The following is a 15,911-nucleotide window of genomic DNA, read 5'->3' on the forward strand; positions in this document are numbered from 1 at the left end:
GGCCTGCGGGCTGTGAACACCCGGCGGGGCCATCTGGGCCATCGTAAAAAAGGCGGGTCAGTTGCCTGGAGCCGCCGCTGTGCCTTCCCACCAGTCAAGAACCAGTTGCACCGAGGCTTCGATGCTCAGGTCCGAGTTGTCCAGCAGCTGGGCGTCTTCGGCGGGCTTCAATGGGGCATGAGTACGGGACATGTCCCGGTGGTCGCGCGCCTTGAGGTCTGCCAAAAGGTCGTCGATGCTAGCAGAAATTCCCTTGGAAATCAATTGTTTATGGCGTCTTTGGGCCCGTTGTTCGGTGCTGGCGGTGAGAAACACCTTCAGGCCTGCGTCCGGGAAGATCACCGTGCCCATGTCGCGGCCATCGGCCACCAGCCCCGGCAGGCGCCGGAAGCTTTGCTGCAGGCCATGCAGCGCCGCCCTCACCGCAGGGTGCTGGGACACCCGGGAGGCCATGCCGCCGGTGGATTCCAGCCGCAACGGATCGGTGATGTCCCGCCCGGCGAGGAATACGCGGTGGTCGCGGAAGGCCAAGGGCAAGTGGGCGGCCAGGCGGGCGAGGGCCGCTTCATCGTCCAGGTCCAGTCCTGCGTCCTGTGCGGCCAGAGCCGTGGCGCGGTAGAGGGCGCCGGAGTCCAGCAGGTGAAACCCCAGCCGTCGGGCAACCTCGGAGGCCAGTGTGCCTTTGCCGGACGCGGTGGGCCCGTCGATGCAGATCACCGGGATGCGCTCTGCCGGCGTTGCACACAGCTCGAACAGGGTTTCGAAGTAGTCCGGGAAGGTCTTGGCCACGCACTTCGGATCTTCAATGCGTACGGTGACGCCATCCGGATTGAAGGCGACCAGCGAAAAGCACATGGCGACGCGGTGGTCGTCGTAGGTGTGGATGCTCGCACCCGTCCAGCGGGCGGGCGGCGTGACGCGGATGAAGTCGGCACCTTCCTCGACCGTCGCGCCCAGCTTGCGGCATTCGATGGCCATGGCCGCAATCCGGTCGGTTTCCTTGACACGCCAGCTCGCAATGTTGCGCAGTGTGGTGGTGCCGTCGGCGTAGAGCGCCATCACCGCGAGCGTCATGGCCGCGTCGGGAATGTGGTTGCAGTCCAGGTCGATGGCCTTCAGGGGCCACTGGCCGCGCCGGATGTGCAGGCGGTTGGCTTCTCCCGTCACCTCGGCACCCATCATCCGGGCCGCCTCGACGAACCGGATGTCGCCCTGTATGGACGACAGACCCACGCCTTCGATGGTCACGCCATCGCAGCCTTCACGGGCAGGCGCCAGGGCACCCAGGGCGATGAAATAGCTCGCCGATGAGGCGTCTCCTTCGACGTGGACCAGCCCGGGAGACACATAGCGGCTGCCGGCGGGGATCGTGAATCTGGACCAGTCGTCGCGCTGTACGCGCACGCCGAACCGCTCCAGGAGGTTGAGCGTGATCTCGATGTACGGTTTGGAGATTAGTTCGCCAACCACGTCGATCACCACCCGGCGCTCGCGCGCCACCAGCGGCAAGGCCAGTAGCAGCGCCGTGAGGAACTGGCTGGAGACATCGCCCCGCACCCGGATCGGCTGGTCGAGTCGGAGCGCAGATGGCGTGCCATTGCCCAGGCGCAAGGGCGGGTAGCCCTCCTGACCAATACAGTCCACCGGACAACCCAGCTGGCGCAGCGCGTCGACGAGGTCACCGATGGGCCGCTCGTGCATGCGAGGGATGCCGCTCAGCTCGAAACGCCCGCCCTGCTCGGCGGCCAGCAGCGCGAGTGCTGCGGTGAGCGGCCGCATGGCGGTGCCGGCGTTGCCCAGGAACAGCGCAGCCTCCCGCACGGGCAGCTGACCGCCCAGGCCGTGCACACGCAGCAGGTTGTCTGGGAGCTGTTCAATGCGGCAACCCAGCTTGTCCAGGGCGGCCAGCATGACGCGGGTGTCGTCCGAATCGAGCAGGTCGGCAATGTCGGTGTGGCCGGCGCTCAGGGCCGAGAGCAGCAGCACGCGGTTGGAAATGCTCTTGGATCCGGGCAGGCGGACGGTACCGCCCGCGCTGGCCAGAGGCGGGATATCGAGATGGGCAATGGCGTACATGCGCGGGGAGGGGGGTCAGCTCTGGGGCTTGTGGGCGCTCATGCGCCACCGCGAGCGGGTCTGGCTGGCTTTGTCGATCAGGGCTTCAAGCGCGTCCGGGTTGCCTGAGGCAATGGCGGACTCGAAGGCATGCAGGGCGCGCTGGAACTGGCGGGACTGTGCGATCAGCTCCTCACGGTTGGACAGCAGGATGTCGCGCCAGACGCTGGGATCGCTGGCGGCGATCCGCGTGAAGTCGCGGAAACCAGGACCAGCGAGGGACAGGAACTGCTTGCCATGTTCGTGGCCTGCAATGGCATTCATGAGTGCAAACGCAATCATGTGCGGCAGGTGGCTGACCGCCGCATAGGCCGCATCGTGTGCTTCGGGCGACATGCGCTGCACATGGCAACCCAGCGCCGTCCAGAGCTGATCCGCCTTCTCCAGTTGGACTGTCTGGGTGCGCTCGATGGGGGTGAGGATGACCTGGCGGCCCTGGTACAGGTCGGCGTCGACGTTCTCGACCCCCGCCAGTTCCTTGCCTGTGATCGGGTGTGCGGGCACGAGCACGCCCACCTGGTCTTTGAGTACGCGCCGCGCCGCGTCGATGACCTCCCGCTTGGTGGAGCCGACGTCCATCACCAGCGTGTCCTTGGTCAGCAGATGGCGGATCGCCTTGAAGGTGGCTTCGGTGGCCGACACCGGGACTGCGACCAGCACCAGATCGGCGCCGGACACGGCCAGAAGGGCAGAGGGCGCCTCGATGTCGATGACACCCATCTGGCGGGCGCGTTCGGTGGTGGATGGCGATTTGCTGTATCCGACGACACGCTTGACCAGCCCGGCCCTCTTCATGGCCAGCGCGAACGATCCGCCCATCAGGCCGCAGCCGATCAGGCCCAGTTGTTCAAATTTGAGAGGGGGGGCGTTCATGTCATTCGCTGACCGGATAGGCACCCAGCACTTTGTAGAACGCGCACAGGCCCTGCAGTTCCTTCAGGGCCGCGGCCACGTTGGGCTGCGAGGGGTGACCCGCGAGGTCGATGTAGAAGTAGTACTCCCACTGGCCGGACTTGGCCGGGCGGGATTCGAACCGGGTCATGGAGACGCCGTTGTTCTTCAGCGGCACGAGCAGGTCGTGCACGGCACCTGGGCGGTTTGGCACCGACACAACCAGACTGGTGCAGTCTCGCCCAGAGGCAGGGGGTGTGGCCAGGGTCTGCGGCAGGCAGATCACCAGGAAGCGCGTGCGGTTGTAGGCCTCGTCCTGGATGGCGTGCGAGACGATGTGCAGACCGAACTGCGCTGCGGCGCGCTCGCTCGCAACGGCCGCCCAGGCCGGGTTGGTGGCAGCGAGCCGCGCGCCTTCGGCGTTGCTGGAGACAGCGCGGCGTTCGGCCCTGGGCAGGTGCTGCGTGAGCCAGCCTTGGCACTGGGCCAGCGCCTGCGGGTGGGCCAGCACCACCTCGACCGCGTCCAGGTTGTTCACCTGGCGCAGCAGGTTGTGGCGCACCAGCAGGCTGACTTCGCCCACCACATGCACCGGAGAACGCAGGAACAGGTCCAGCGAACGGGCCACCACGCCTTCCGTGGAATTCTCGACACCCACCACACCGAATTGGGCGGTGCCCGCCGCGGTTGCGTGGAACACCTCGTCAAAGCTGCTGCAGTAGATCAGGTTGGCGGCGCTGCCGAAGAACTCGATGGCGGCTTGTTCGGTGAAGGTGCCTTCAGGGCCGAGCACGGCCACGCGCTGCGGGGCTTCCAGCGCCAGACAGGCCGACATGATCTCGCGCCAGATGGCCGCCACATGCTGGTTCAGCAGCGGGCCCTGGTTGGCGTGCTGGATCTTGTCGATCACCTGGGCCACACGGTCGGGACGGAAGAAGGGCGAGCCTTCGGCGCGCTTGATCTTGCCCACCTGCTCGGCGACACGGGCGCGCTGGTTCAGAAGAGACAGCAGTTGCTGGTCGATGCTGTCGATCTGCACGCGCAGACCGGCGAGCGCTTCGGGCTGAACGGGTTGCTGGCTCATGCGCAGGTCTTTTCAAAATCGCGCATGTAGTCCAGCAGCGCCTGCACGCCCGCCAGCGGCATGGCGTTGTAGATGCTGGCACGCATGCCACCCACCGACTTGTGGCCTTTGAGTTGCAGCAGGCCACGCTCTTTTGCCCCAGCCAGGAAGGCCTCGTTGCGGCTCTCGTCGCGCAGGAAGAAGGGCACGTTCATGCGCGAACGGCAGTCCATGGCCACTTTGTTCACATAAAACTGGGAACGGTCGATGAAGTTGTAGAGAAGGGTGGCCTTGGCCAGGTTGCGCGCTTCCATGGCTGCGATGCCGGTGAAGTCACCCTCCTTCTGGCGCTTGAGCCACTGGAACACGAGTCCGGCCATGTAGATGCTGTAGGTGGGCGGCGTGTTGTACATGGACGCGTTGTCGGCCACGACGCGGTAGTCGAATGCGCTCGGGCAGATCGACAGGGCATGCCCCAGCAGGTCCTCACGCACCACCACCAGCGTCACACCCGCGGGGCCGAGGTTCTTTTGCGCGCCGCCAAAGGCCAGACCGACGCGCGACCAGTCCACCGGGCGCGACGCCACGTGCGACGAAAAATCGATCACCAGTGGCGCCTGGCTGCCCAGTGCATCGAGATCGGGCAGTTCGTGAAATTCAACGCCGTGGATGGTCTCGTTGCTGCAGATGTGTACGTACTTCGCATCGGCGCTGAGCTGCCAGCTGGCAGGGGGAGGCAGGCTGGTGTGGCCATCGGCTTCGTTGTTGGCGATCACCACCGGAGCGGCATACTTTCGCGCCTCTTTGGCCGACTTCTGGCTCCAGCTGCCGGTCACGACGAAGTCGACAGTCCCTCCGCGAGACAGGTTCATCGGCACGATCGCGTTTTCCGCCAGTCCCCCGCCCTGCATGAACAGGATGCGGAAGTGAGCCGGAACGGCGAGCAGCTCGCGCAGATCTGCCTCTGCCTGTGCCGCGATGGACATGAACTCCTTGCCGCGGTGGCTCATCTCCATCACGCCCATGCCGGAACCGTTCCAGTTCAGCATCTCGGCAGCGGCCTGCTGCAGCACTTCTTCTGGAATCGCGGCCGGACCGGCCGAGAAGTTGTAGGGGCGCTGGGTCATTCGGCGTCACCCGCCACTTCGTCGTTGCCTTCGACCGCTTCGGGCGCATTGGCATCGTTTTCCACGATGCGCTGCAGACCCGACAGCTCGGCCCCTTCGTCCAGCGCGATCAGCGTCACGCCCTGTGTCGCGCGGCCCATCTCGCGAATCTCGCTCACGCGGGTGCGCACCAGCACGCCCTTGTCGGTGATCAGCATGATTTCGTCATCGCTGTGCACCAGCGTGGCTGCGACCACCTTGCCGTTGCGCTCGCTTTGCTGGATGGCGATCATGCCCTTGGTGCCGCGGCCGTGGCGGGTGTATTCGCCGATCGGCGTGCGCTTGCCGTAGCCGTTGACCGTAGCGGTCAGCACGCTCTGCTGCTCGTCCTCGGCCACCAGCATGGCGATCACGCTCTGGCCATCTTCGATCATCATGCCGCGCACGCCGCGCGCGTTGCGGCCCATCGGGCGCACATCGTTTTCATCAAAGCGAACGGCCTTGCCGCCGTCGCTGAAGAGCATCACGTCGTGCTGGCCATCGGTCAGTGCGGCGCCGATCAGGAAATCGCCTTCGTCCAGGTCCACCGCGATGATGCCGGCCTTGCGCGGGTTGCTGAACTCGTCCAGCGAGGTCTTCTTGACCGTGCCCATGCTGGTCGCCATGAACACGAAGCGGTTGTCCGGGAAACTGCGGGCGTCGCCGGTCAGCGGCAGCACCACGTTGATCTTCTCGCCTTCCTGCAGCGGGAACATGTTGACGATGGGACGGCCGCGCGAGCCGCGCGAACCGGCGGGCACTTCCCAGACCTTGAGCCAGTACAGGCGGCCGCGGTTGGAGAAGCAGAGAATGTAGTCGTGCGTGTTGGCGATGAAGAGCTGGTCGATCCAGTCGTCTTCCTTGGTCGCCGTGGCCTGCTTGCCGCGGCCGCCGCGCTTCTGGGCCCGGTATTCGGACAGCGGCTGGCTCTTGATGTAGCCGCTGTGGCTCAGCGTCACCACCATGTCGGTCGGCGTGATCAGGTCCTCGGTCGAGAGGTCCTGTGCGCTGTGTTCGATCTCGCTGCGGCGTGCGCCCAGCTTGGTCTGGCCGAACTCGTTCTTCACCGCCACCAGCTCCTCGCTGATGATGGTCGAGACGCGTTCGGGCTTGGCCAGGATGTCCAGCAGATCGTCGATCTCGGCCATCACATCCTTGTACTCGGCGACGATCTTGTCCTGCTCCAGCCCAGTCAGGCGCTGCAGGCGCATCTGCAGGATTTCCTGGGCCTGCGTCTCGGACAGGCGGTACAGGCCATCACCCTGCATGCCGAACTCGCGCTCCAGGCCCTCGGGGCGGTAGTCGTCGGCGTTCACCGTGCCACCGTCGGCCTTGGCGCGGGTAAGCATCTCGCGCACCAGCTGGCTGTCCCAGCTGCGGGTCATCAACTCGGCCTTGGCCACCGGCGGGGTGGGGCTCTCGCGGATGATTTTGATGAATTCGTCGATGTTGGCCAGCGCCACCGCCAGGCCTTCAAGCACGTGGCCACGATCACGCGCCTTGCGCAGGTTGAACACCGTGCGGCGGGTGACGACCTCGCGGCGGTGCTCCAGAAAGACGGTGATCAGATCCTTGAGGTTGCACAGTTTGGGCTGACCGTCGATCAGTGCCACCATGTTGATGCCGAAGGTGTCCTGCAGCTGCGTCTGCTTGTACAGGTTGTTCAGCACAACCTCGGGCACTTCTCCGCGCTTGAGCTCGATCACCAGGCGCATCCCGGATTTGTCCGACTCGTCCTGGATGTGGCTGATGCCTTCGAGCTTCTTCTCGTGCACCAGCTCGGCGATGCGTTCCTGCAAGGTCTTCTTGTTGACCTGGTAGGGGATCTCGTCAACGATGATCGCCTGGCGCTGGCCCTTGTCGATGTCTTCGAAATGCACCTTGGCGCGCATGACCACCCGGCCGCGTCCTGTGCGGTAGCCGTCCTTGACACCATTGATGCCGTAGATGATGCCGCCGGTGGGGAAGTCCGGCGCCGGGATGATCTCCATCAGCTCGTCGATGGAACATTCCGGGTTTTTGAGCGAGTGCAGGCAGGCGTCCACCACCTCGTTGAGGTTGTGCGGCGGGATGTTGGTGGCCATGCCCACCGCGATACCGCCCGAGCCGTTGACCAGCAGGTTGGGCAGACGGGTCGGCAGCACCAGCGGCTCCTTTTCCGAACCGTCGTAGTTCGGGCCGAAGTCCACCGTTTCCTTGTCGATGTCCGCAAGCATCTCGTGTGCGATCTTGGACATGCGGATTTCGGTGTACCGCATGGCGGCGGCGTTGTCGCCGTCGACCGAGCCGAAGTTGCCCTGACCGTCCACCAGCATGTGGCGCAGAGAGAAGTCCTGCGCCATACGAACGATGGTGTCGTACACCGCGCTGTCGCCGTGCGGGTGGTACTTACCGATCACGTCACCGACGATGCGGGCCGACTTCTTGTAAGGCCGGTTCCAGTCGTTGTTGAGCTCGTGCATTGCATAGAGCACCCGGCGATGCACTGGCTTGAGCCCGTCCCGGGCGTCCGGCAGGGCTCGCCCCACGATCACGCTCATCGCGTAATCGAGATAGCTGCGGCGCATTTCCTCTTCAAGGCTGATCGGCAGGGTTTCTTTGGCGAACTGGGTCATGAGCTTTGAAGGGGTCCGTGACGGAGAGGGAAAGCGAACAATTTTAGTGGACGGGTCGGTCGCAGGTCCGGGCGGCGACATGTTGTGTGTGGGCAACGTCCCGACGGGCGTTGCGGGCGGCCTTGTCCCCGCGCCAACCTTGGTATTCCGGAGGCTTGTGGCACAATGATTTGAGCGTTACAGGTGGTGGTCACCTTGAGCGCGCTCAATCAGAAATCAGCCGTCTGCGGCTTACTCCAAGAGGAAAACCATGAAAAAACTGAACTCAGTGGCAATGCTGTTCGCAACCGCCGCCATGGCATCGGCTGCTTTCGCTGCTCCCTCGAGCGGTACTGCGACGAACGACAACTGGCGCAGCGGCCATGGCAACCTCCAGTGGAAGAACGGTGATGGCACCCTGTGCTGGCGCGATGCCAACTGGACGCCCGCCACTGCAGCCAAGGGCTGTGACGGCGCCATCGTGCCGGCTCCTGCCCCCGCACCCGCCCCGGCTCCCGCACCTGCCGCTGCCCCTGCTCCGGCCCCTGCACCGGCCCCTGCCGCCCCGGCCGCTCCCGCCGCCACCAAGGTGACCTACGCTGCCGACGCCTTCTTCGATTTCGACAAGGCTGTTCTGAAGCCCGAAGGCAAGGCCAAGCTGGATGATCTGGCTGACAAGGTCAAGGGCATCAATCTGGAAGTGGTGATTGCCGTCGGCCACACCGACGCCACCGGCACCGACGGATACAACCAAAAGCTGTCCGTGCGTCGCGCTGAAGCTGTCAAGGCCTATCTGGTGAGCAAGGGCATTGAAAGCAACCGCGTGTACACCGAAGGCAAGGGCGAAGGCCAGCCAGTGGCAGACAACGGCACCAAGGAAGGCCGTGCCAAGAACCGCCGTGTGGAAGTCGAGGTGGTTGGTACCCGTACCAACAAGTAAGACTTGCCCGTCTCGTCTCTTCCGAAAAGCCCCAGGCGTGCAAATGCCTGGGGCTTTTTGCTGGGCGTGCGATGCTGCGTCCTGGGGCTTGCCTGCATCCTGATGACCCCGTTGCGTGCAGGTGAAGCCCTCGTTCTCTCGCCCGAATGCCTCGACGTTGTGGCGCCCTTTGGCTTCCAGCGTCCGATCGTTGTGGCCGTGTTGTCGCCCAGGATGGTCTACAGCATGACCGAATGGCCCCGGATGAGGGCAGCAGCGGAGGCAGAAGGGTTCGATGCCGTCGCCTGGTGGGCGCCAGGCCTGACGGATGGCGAGGGTGCTGTGGCAGCAGAAAAGGCCGGGTGGTCGGCCGACGAGATAGCCCGTCCTGTACGGATGCCGGACGCATGTGCCGGATTGTTGGGGCATGCGAATCACTACCCATACACCAGGGTGCTGGACCGAGGTCGGCTGCACGCTTGGCCGGTCTGGGGCGTGATGCCGAATCAGGCCTGGGTTGATTCCTTGCGCTGGCGTTTGCGGTCTTTGCAGCAGTCCAGGGAGGGGCGCGGCTCATGACGCAGGCGGTGTTGCGGCGAATGGCGGTATGGATCCTGGCCTGCTGCATTGGCCTTGCTTGGTCCGCAGATGTCCCCGGGTCTTCCTGTATTCCTGTGGTCAGCTACCTGCCTCTGGACGCCGAGGCCGTGGGGACCGATTCGAACGGCATACCCGCCTTGGGCACCTATGAACGCATCAGCCCAGACGGGCGGTTCGTGTTGCGTTCGTTTTCGGGCAGACGCCTGGGGGAGGTGTCGCTGATGGAGCTGTCGTCTGGGCCGGATGGTCGTATTCGCGCCTACCGGACGCCTTTGAGCAATGAGGCTTTTCCTGTGCAGGGCAGTTGGCGATACCTCGTGGATGTCGACGGGCGCCACTTTCGTCTGCGCGACGTGCTGCGGTCTGAGGAGGGCGCCAAACCGCTGTTCCAAGGTGGTATGCGCGGCTTCTACGCGGCGGCATCCGAACTGGACGCCCGCCAGGCGCCAGATCCGTCCCTCATCTGGATCAGGTCCATGAGCTGGCCGCAAGGAGACCGGTCCGGTCAGGGCACGGGGCCGCTGCAGGTAAGGACCATTGCAATCCGCGACGATGGCCGGTCTGCAGAGGTCGTGTCCGACACCGGCCCCCAGTTCATTTGTAGCTCGCGACAGGCGGCCGATGGTGGGGTGTACACCCTGCCCATGATCTCGGTGGACGGGCGAGAGTTTGCAGCCATACCCATCAACCCAAGGGTGGGCCAGCCTTCGATGCGCGTGTACGGGCTATCGGCAGTGATTCCTGGTGCTGATCACGGTTGCGAGCCTCGGGTGGACCTCCTGGCCTCACCGGGGAAGGCCGTGTTCGCGTTCCCGGGCCGTGCCTCCGCCATGCTGGCCTACACCGACAACGCCAGCGTGTATTTCGTTGACCGGCGTTCCCCGCTGCAGGACCAGGTGTTTCGCATTGACGACGAGCGCACGCAGGTGCTGGCGAGCGCTTTTCCCGGATTCACTCGCGACGGCCGCATCGTGTTTGGCGCCACCTGGCAGGACTGCACGGCCGACCGTCGGTGTGAAAACCGGGCTGGCTACGTGGTGGCCGACCCGTACCAGAACGCCGACTACCGGCAACAGGTTCAACGCCTCGGTTTGTCGCCGGAGAAGGCCTGCATCACACACGCTGATGTCCAGAGGGAGCGCAGGCACTTCGCGTCCGAACGGGAGCTGGCGCCCTGAGCGCGCGGGACAATGAAGAACATGAACAACGTCAATGCCGACCCGGCCGAACTGGCCAAATTCTCCGATCTGGCTCATCGCTGGTGGGACCCTGACAGCGAGTTCAAGCCCCTGCATCAGATCAACCCCTTGCGACTGGGCTGGATCGATGGCCAGACGTCACTCGCAGGCAAGCGCGTGCTGGACATCGGATGTGGTGGCGGCATCCTGTCCGATTCCATGGCGCGGAAAGGCGCAGACGTCACGGGTATTGATCTCTCAACCAAGGCGTTGAAGGTCGCGCAATTGCATGCGCTGGAAGCCGGAACCCAGAATGTGTCGTATCGCGAGATCAGTGCCGAGGCACTGGCGCAGGAACAGCCCGCCGGCTTCGACGTGGTGACCTGCATGGAGATGCTCGAGCATGTGCCGGACCCCGCTTCGGTGGTCCGTGCGTGTTCCGTGCTCGTAAAGCCTGGTGGCTGGGTCTTCTTCTCGACCATTAACCGCAATCCCAAATCGTTCCTGTTTGCGATCGTCGGCGCCGAGTACCTCTTGCGCATGCTTCCCAAAGGCACGCACGAATACGCCAAGATGATCCGCCCGAGCGAGTTGGCGGCGCATTGCCGCGCAGCGGGCTTGTCTCTGGAGCAAACCCGGGGCATGGAATACAACCCCTTGACCCAGCGCTACTGGCTCAGCAACGACACCAGCGTCAACTACCTGGTGTCCAGCCGCAAGCCATGACGGTTTTTGCGGGCGTCCGGGCGGTGCTGTTCGATCTGGATGGAACCCTGATCGACAGTGCTCCCGATCTGGCGGGCGCGGCGAACGCCATGCGCATCAGCCGCCAACTGTCACCCATTCCCCCGGACCGTTACCGCGCGCATTCTGGCTCTGGTGCGCGCGGCATGTTGCGGGTGGCTTTCGACACCGGGCCTGGCGATCACGCTTTCGAAGACCTCAAGCAGGAGTTTTTCGATCACTACCAGGACCGTTTGCTGCAGCAGACCCGTCCGTTCGAGGGTGTCGACAGGCTGCTGGGTGCGCTGGTGGAGCAGGGCCTTTTCTGGGGTGTGGTGACCAACAAGGGGGAGCGTTTCACTCGGCCGCTGATCCAGTCCATGCCGCTGTTTGCCGGGGTAGCTACCGTTGTCAGCGGCGACACCACGCCACACACAAAACCCCATCCAGCACCCCTGCTGGAAGCGGCCCGCCGCATCGGGGTCCCGCCTGCGGATTGTCTCTACGTGGGCGACGACATTCGCGACATCCAGGCCGGTCGCGCCGCGGGCATGCGCACGGTGGCTGCGATTTACGGCTACCTGGGGCCAGAGGCCGATGTGTCGACCTGGGGTGCGGACGAAATCATTGAAGTGCCCCTTGGGCTCTTGAAATGGCTAGGACTGCCTTAAACTACCGTCTTCAGGGGCTGCACTGGTTTCGACGTGGGTTCGGACACGCAGCAGGGCATGTCGAGGTTCTGTCACCTCGTAAAACAGCAGAAAAAAACTAACTGCAAACGACGAACGTTTCGCACTCGCCGCTTAATTGCCGGTGAGCTTTGCAACAGCAGGCCTATGGGCTGGGCAAGGGTCTGATCGGCGCAAGCTGTGAGGGTCCAGGCTGCAAAGTTATTTACATAGGCTGGTCGCGCGACGGGCAACTTGTCGTGCGGTGAGATCAAAGGTTGCTGGCGTTCTGGGCAGCGTGCCACTGCGCGGCTCAGGGGGTGAGATTCAAAACAGACGGCTACACATGTAGAACTGCTCGAAGAAGGCTTGCGGACGGGGGTTCAAATCCCCCCAGCTCCACCATACCCTCAGACAAAGGCCGCTAGGAACATACACCTAGCGGCCTTTTTCTTTTGAAAATCAACGATCTACGCGGCAAGAACGTACAAAGGCGGCTATTGACAGGCAATCGGGGGTGGGGGAACATCCGGGGGAACAAACCCCGTTTTTTCCCCACATGGGGGAACAAAGGTCGGGGGAACAGGGAAACCCATGCTGACCGACCCCGAGTGCAAGAACGCGACCTGTCCACCAGACAAGCCCCGCAAGCGGCTGGCCGACTCCGGCGGGCTGTACCTGGAGGTAAGCCCCAACGGTTCGCGGCGCTGGTTCTGGAAGTACCGGAAGGACGGCAAGGAAGGGCGCATGGCCCTGGGCAGCTATCCGGCCGTGTCCCTGTCGGCAGCACGCAAGGCGCGCGACGTTGCCAAGCTGACCAAGGCCGGGGGAACAGACCCCGTGCAGGCGCGCAAGGTGGACAAGCTCAAGGCCAGTAACCCGGCGGGCGACTCGTTCCGGGTGGTGGCGCTGGAATGGTTCGACAAGCAGGCGCCCCACTGGAGCGAAGCCCACGCGATCCGGGCCAAACGGCAGTTTGAACGCGATCTGTTCCCGTGGCTGGGGGAGCGGCGGCTGGCAGACATTGAGCCGGTGGAACTGTTGGCGACCTTGCGCAAGGTGGAGCAACGCGGTGCGGTGGAAACCGCAGACCGGGGCTTGATGCTGGCCCGGCAGGTGTGGCGCTATGGGGTGGCAACGGGGCGCGTGCCGCGTGACGTGACGGCCGATCTCAAGGGGGCGCTGTCACCGTACCGGGGCAAGCACTTTGCAGCAATCACGGAGCCGGAAAAGCTGGGGGAACTGATCCGGGCCATCCGGGCATACAAGGGCGGGCCTATCGTGCGCGCTGCCCTGCAACTGGCGCCGATCCTGTTTCAGCGACCGGGGGAACTGCGCGCGGCGGAGTGGTCGGAAATTGACCTGGACGCGGCCCTGTGGACGATCCCGGCGGCGCGAATGAAGCGAACCAAGGACGGCAAGGAAAACGGGGCGCCCCATGTGGTGCCCTTGCCCCGGCAGGCGGTGGAAATCCTGCGCGGCCTACACGGCTACACCGGGCACGGCCGCATGGTGTTTCCGGGGGAACGCAGCCACGACCGGCCCATATCCGAAAACTCGGTGCGTACCGCCTTGATCACGCTGGGCTACACCCCGGACGTGCAAACGTGGCACGGCTTCCGGGCGACGGCGCGCACCATGCTGGCGGAGCGGCTGGAATGTGACCCGCTGGTGATCGAGGCCCAACTGGCGCACTCGGTCAAGGACGCGAACGGGCGGGCCTACAACCGAACGCAGTACATCAAACAGCGGGCCGACATGATGCAGCGATGGGCTGATTTCTTGGATCTTATTGGCAAGATTGAAGCCAGACCTTGATTGATACGAATTCTGTAAGGAGGGTAATGTGAGCAAGTTGTTTAGCCTTCGGGAGTGGTTCTATATTGAAGATGCAATACGCCACATGAGTGCTAGATTTAATGAGCCAATTACAGAAAGGGATCTGTTTGCTCTGGCTATGGATGGGCGAATAACGCTTTCGCTTAGGTTTGGTAGCTCTATACCAGTCCGAAGAGCAGTTGTGGCGGACATACGGCCATTGGGAAGTTGGGGTGCGGATTATTTACATGATGAGCGTTGCTTCTACGTTTTAGATAAAGAAGTCTCTTATGTTGATGGGGTCTTTGATCTTCCGCTTGCACTTGGGAATATGGATGTATTGCGTGCGAGTGAGTGGGATGGAGGTGAATGGTCTTTTTCGTTTAATGAAATGCTTTTGTTGAGTGCCGAAAGCGATCTAGTGGTTCCGGTTCAAGATAAAGGTGATGCTGAGATTGAAATTAAAGGACTTCCTTTCAATGATCACAGAAGGTACTCCTTTCATTATTCGCTCCCTCGTGACTGTAAATGGGTTGTGAAAACTGCGGAAATATGTAAATTGGAGGCCTCTTTGGAGAGAGAGAAAGCGCAAGCTTTAACGAGCCGCGAGCGAACAAATCTCTTAAACATCATTGGTGCTTTGCTTGAGCAGTTAGACCAGAAAGAAACTGCTTTGATCTCGGTTTTGCTTGAGCGCCACGGAGAGAAGCCAGGCATCAAAGAGAGAACGCTGCAGCAGAAATTTGCGGAGGCAAAGCGCAGCCTTCGAGGCTCCTAGTTGCAGCAATTGCGGTCGATGCTGCTGCAGTTGCGGTGCATTGTGGTGGCAGACAGTTGATATTTGACCCGTCGCAGCAACGGCATATCAAGCCGGTTAAGAAGGGTTACAGATGTCAATTCTCAGAATGCCAGCCGTCAAGGCTGAAACGGGGCACCGTTCACATGCAAGCATCTACAACGCGATCCGGGCAGGGCTTTTCACCAAGCCGGTGCCTATTGGGGAGCGCGCGGTAGGTTGGCCCGATAGCGAAGTGCAGGCGATCAATGCCGCGCGCATCGCCGGGAAATCAGAGGCTGAGATTCGGGAGCTGGTGAGCCGTTTGCACGCAAAGCGCGCAGACCTTGCCTCGGTGTAAGGGGTTAGCCATGACAAAAGAAAAGGCCACTTCCCCCGAAAAGAAAGCAGCCCTGGAAACGATCCGATCCGAGTTTAAGGGCAACGGCAGTCGTTCGCAACGCGCGCGATTGCTGGAAGCGCTGTCGCGCTATTCCGTGACCACGTTCGAGGCCATGCGCTATCTGGACGTGTACCACTGCCCGGCGCGCATTCTTCAATTGCGCAAGCAGGGCTACAAGATTGCCACCCACTGGCAAACCGTGGAAACCGAGTCGGGCGAAAAACACCGAGTTGGGCTGTATGTGCTGGAGGGCCAGCCATGAGCACGACGAATGACCTCGACACCCCCACGACCGACCGGGAACGCAAGGGCTTTGCCACGCTGGCGGCACAGTTTGCACTGCTGGGCTACGTGCTGATCAAGGGCGACCCGGCGATTGACGGGCAGGCGCTGTACTACACGATGCGCCTGGGCACGATGCAGCCCCTGGAAACCCTGGAAGCGGCGGCGCTGTACATGGCGGCGCTGGTCGGGGCTGGCGATGGCGGGGGCTAAGTCCCGATACAAGGGCAGCAAATACACCGAGCCGTTCACGGGCATTGTGCGCAGCGTGTTCGAGTGTCCGGCCTTTGCTGCCCTGAGTCCCCACGCTTGCAAGCTGCTGTTGGAGCTGGCCGGGCAGTACCGGGGCGACAACAACGGCAATTTGACGGTGGCGTGGGCGGTGGTGAGCAAACGGGGCTGGCGGTCCAAGACCACGCTTTGGCGCTGCAAGGCGGAGTTGATCAAGGCCGGGTTTGTGTACGTCACGCGCAAAGGGCACATGCCATCAACGTGCGAGCTGCTGGCGCTGACCTGGTTTCCCCTGGACGTGTCACCGAAGTTTGACCCGGAAGCCTTGCACGGTTTCCAGCCTCGCGCCTATCTCGCAAGCAGTCCTTTGCCGGTGGCCCCGATCAAGGAAAAACCGGACTGGACCCTGCCCAACGGTGGACGGAAGCAAACCGAGAAAACGCAGTCCTTTGTCCACGGGTGAAAACATGACCCCTTCCACAAGTCCACGGCGGAAAACATGGCGG

At 63.0% G+C, this 15,911-nt stretch carries 15 protein-coding genes and 1 other RNA gene; 11 read left to right on the forward strand and 5 right to left on the reverse strand.

Going from position 1 to position 15,911, the window contains the following annotated elements:
- Positions 1 to 57 precede the first annotated feature (57 nt).
- From HFL01S_RS02850 to gyrA, 5 genes are read right to left on the reverse strand one after another with little or no spacing between them, the layout of a single operon-like run.
- Positions 58 to 2,076 carry a bifunctional 3-phosphoshikimate 1-carboxyvinyltransferase/cytidylate kinase gene (locus HFL01S_RS02850; RefSeq protein WP_066254370.1) on the reverse strand — a complete coding sequence of 673 codons (2,019 nt, stop codon included), beginning with the start codon at positions 2,074 to 2,076 and terminating at the stop codon, positions 58 to 60.
- A 15-nt stretch (positions 2,077 to 2,091) separates the two neighbouring features.
- Complete coding sequence (locus HFL01S_RS02855; RefSeq protein WP_066254373.1) at positions 2,092 to 2,988, reverse strand: prephenate dehydrogenase; 897 nt, start codon at positions 2,986 to 2,988, stop codon at positions 2,092 to 2,094.
- Between the two features lies 1 nt (position 2,989).
- Positions 2,990 to 4,090, reverse strand: coding sequence for a prephenate dehydratase (pheA, locus tag HFL01S_RS02860; RefSeq protein ID WP_066254376.1), 1,101 nt, complete (start codon positions 4,088 to 4,090; stop codon positions 2,990 to 2,992).
- Positions 4,087 to 5,196 carry a 3-phosphoserine/phosphohydroxythreonine transaminase gene (serC, locus tag HFL01S_RS02865; RefSeq protein ID WP_066254378.1) on the reverse strand — a complete coding sequence of 370 codons (1,110 nt, stop codon included), beginning with the start codon at positions 5,194 to 5,196 and terminating at the stop codon, positions 4,087 to 4,089. The genes pheA and serC overlap by 4 nt, the downstream gene beginning before the upstream one ends.
- Positions 5,193 to 7,829 (reverse strand): DNA gyrase subunit A, encoded by a 2,637-nt coding sequence (gene gyrA, locus HFL01S_RS02870; RefSeq protein ID WP_066254380.1) that lies wholly within the window; start codon positions 7,827 to 7,829, stop codon positions 5,193 to 5,195. The genes serC and gyrA overlap by 4 nt, the downstream gene beginning before the upstream one ends.
- Before the next feature lie 250 nt (positions 7,830 to 8,079).
- Here gyrA and ompA point away from each other — a divergent pair, with 250 nt between their 5' ends.
- The 11 genes from ompA to HFL01S_RS02920 all read left to right on the forward strand — a co-directional run bounded on the left by ompA (position 8,080) and on the right by HFL01S_RS02920 (position 15,868).
- On the forward strand, positions 8,080 to 8,748 hold the full coding sequence (ompA, locus tag HFL01S_RS02875) for an outer membrane protein OmpA (RefSeq protein WP_066254383.1): 669 nt from the start codon (positions 8,080 to 8,082) through the stop codon (positions 8,746 to 8,748).
- A gap of 554 nt (positions 8,749 to 9,302) precedes the next feature.
- Positions 9,303 to 10,505 carry a hypothetical protein gene (locus HFL01S_RS02885; RefSeq protein ID WP_066254390.1) on the forward strand — a complete coding sequence of 401 codons (1,203 nt, stop codon included), beginning with the start codon at positions 9,303 to 9,305 and terminating at the stop codon, positions 10,503 to 10,505.
- A 21-nt stretch (positions 10,506 to 10,526) separates the two neighbouring features.
- Positions 10,527 to 11,231, forward strand: coding sequence for a bifunctional 2-polyprenyl-6-hydroxyphenol methylase/3-demethylubiquinol 3-O-methyltransferase UbiG (ubiG, locus tag HFL01S_RS02890; protein ID WP_066254664.1), 705 nt, complete (start codon positions 10,527 to 10,529; stop codon positions 11,229 to 11,231).
- On the forward strand, positions 11,228 to 11,899 hold the full coding sequence (locus HFL01S_RS02895) for an HAD-IA family hydrolase (RefSeq protein ID WP_066254394.1): 672 nt from the start codon (positions 11,228 to 11,230) through the stop codon (positions 11,897 to 11,899). Before ubiG ends, HFL01S_RS02895 begins: the two co-directional genes overlap by 4 nt.
- A gap of 13 nt (positions 11,900 to 11,912) precedes the next feature.
- Positions 11,913 to 12,301: a transfer-messenger RNA gene (ssrA, locus tag HFL01S_RS02900) on the forward strand.
- A 189-nt stretch (positions 12,302 to 12,490) separates the two neighbouring features.
- Positions 12,491 to 13,714 (forward strand): tyrosine-type recombinase/integrase, encoded by a 1,224-nt coding sequence (locus tag HFL01S_RS02905; protein WP_066254395.1) that lies wholly within the window; start codon positions 12,491 to 12,493, stop codon positions 13,712 to 13,714.
- A gap of 28 nt (positions 13,715 to 13,742) precedes the next feature.
- Entirely contained in the window at positions 13,743 to 14,492 is a 750-nt protein-coding gene (locus HFL01S_RS24975; protein ID WP_157538744.1) for a hypothetical protein, read from the forward strand.
- Between the two features lie 112 nt (positions 14,493 to 14,604).
- On the forward strand, positions 14,605 to 14,850 hold the full coding sequence (locus HFL01S_RS24555) for a helix-turn-helix transcriptional regulator (RefSeq protein WP_084383058.1): 246 nt from the start codon (positions 14,605 to 14,607) through the stop codon (positions 14,848 to 14,850).
- A gap of 10 nt (positions 14,851 to 14,860) precedes the next feature.
- Positions 14,861 to 15,154, forward strand: coding sequence for a helix-turn-helix domain-containing protein (locus tag HFL01S_RS02910; RefSeq protein WP_066254398.1), 294 nt, complete (start codon positions 14,861 to 14,863; stop codon positions 15,152 to 15,154).
- Complete coding sequence (locus tag HFL01S_RS02915) at positions 15,151 to 15,387, forward strand: hypothetical protein (protein ID WP_066254400.1); 237 nt, start codon at positions 15,151 to 15,153, stop codon at positions 15,385 to 15,387. Before HFL01S_RS02910 ends, HFL01S_RS02915 begins: the two co-directional genes overlap by 4 nt.
- Positions 15,374 to 15,868: a hypothetical protein gene (locus tag HFL01S_RS02920; protein WP_066254403.1), complete on the forward strand. Its 495-nt coding sequence runs from the start codon at positions 15,374 to 15,376 to the stop codon at positions 15,866 to 15,868. The genes HFL01S_RS02915 and HFL01S_RS02920 overlap by 14 nt, the downstream gene beginning before the upstream one ends.
- Positions 15,869 to 15,911 lie beyond the last annotated feature (43 nt).

This window comes from Hydrogenophaga flava NBRC 102514, assembly GCF_001571145.1.
GTDB lineage: Bacteria > Pseudomonadota > Gammaproteobacteria > Burkholderiales > Burkholderiaceae_C > Hydrogenophaga > Hydrogenophaga flava.

What these genes read in the sequence shown, in the direction of transcription:
- HFL01S_RS02910 (WP_066254398.1), top strand. Translation starts at nt 14,861, where the DNA reads ATGACAAAAGAAAAGGCCACTTCCCCCGAAAAGAAAGCAGCCCTGGAA.
- pheA (WP_066254376.1), bottom strand. Translation starts at nt 4,090, where the DNA reads ATGAGCCAGCAACCCGTTCAGCCCGAAGCGCTCGCCGGTCTGCGCGTG.
- HFL01S_RS02915 (WP_066254400.1), top strand. Translation starts at nt 15,151, where the DNA reads ATGAGCACGACGAATGACCTCGACACCCCCACGACCGACCGGGAACGC.
- HFL01S_RS02920 (WP_066254403.1), top strand. Translation starts at nt 15,374, where the DNA reads ATGGCGGGGGCTAAGTCCCGATACAAGGGCAGCAAATACACCGAGCCG.
- HFL01S_RS02855 (WP_066254373.1), bottom strand. Translation starts at nt 2,988, where the DNA reads ATGAACGCCCCCCCTCTCAAATTTGAACAACTGGGCCTGATCGGCTGC.
- HFL01S_RS02885 (WP_066254390.1), top strand. Translation starts at nt 9,303, where the DNA reads ATGACGCAGGCGGTGTTGCGGCGAATGGCGGTATGGATCCTGGCCTGC.
- HFL01S_RS02850 (WP_066254370.1), bottom strand. Translation starts at nt 2,076, where the DNA reads ATGTACGCCATTGCCCATCTCGATATCCCGCCTCTGGCCAGCGCGGGC.
- ompA (WP_066254383.1), top strand. Translation starts at nt 8,080, where the DNA reads ATGAAAAAACTGAACTCAGTGGCAATGCTGTTCGCAACCGCCGCCATG.
- HFL01S_RS02895 (WP_066254394.1), top strand. Translation starts at nt 11,228, where the DNA reads ATGACGGTTTTTGCGGGCGTCCGGGCGGTGCTGTTCGATCTGGATGGA.
- serC (WP_066254378.1), bottom strand. Translation starts at nt 5,196, where the DNA reads ATGACCCAGCGCCCCTACAACTTCTCGGCCGGTCCGGCCGCGATTCCA.
- HFL01S_RS24555 (WP_084383058.1), top strand. Translation starts at nt 14,605, where the DNA reads ATGTCAATTCTCAGAATGCCAGCCGTCAAGGCTGAAACGGGGCACCGT.
- HFL01S_RS02905 (WP_066254395.1), top strand. Translation starts at nt 12,491, where the DNA reads ATGCTGACCGACCCCGAGTGCAAGAACGCGACCTGTCCACCAGACAAG.
- ubiG (WP_066254664.1), top strand. Translation starts at nt 10,527, where the DNA reads ATGAACAACGTCAATGCCGACCCGGCCGAACTGGCCAAATTCTCCGAT.
- gyrA (WP_066254380.1), bottom strand. Translation starts at nt 7,829, where the DNA reads ATGACCCAGTTCGCCAAAGAAACCCTGCCGATCAGCCTTGAAGAGGAA.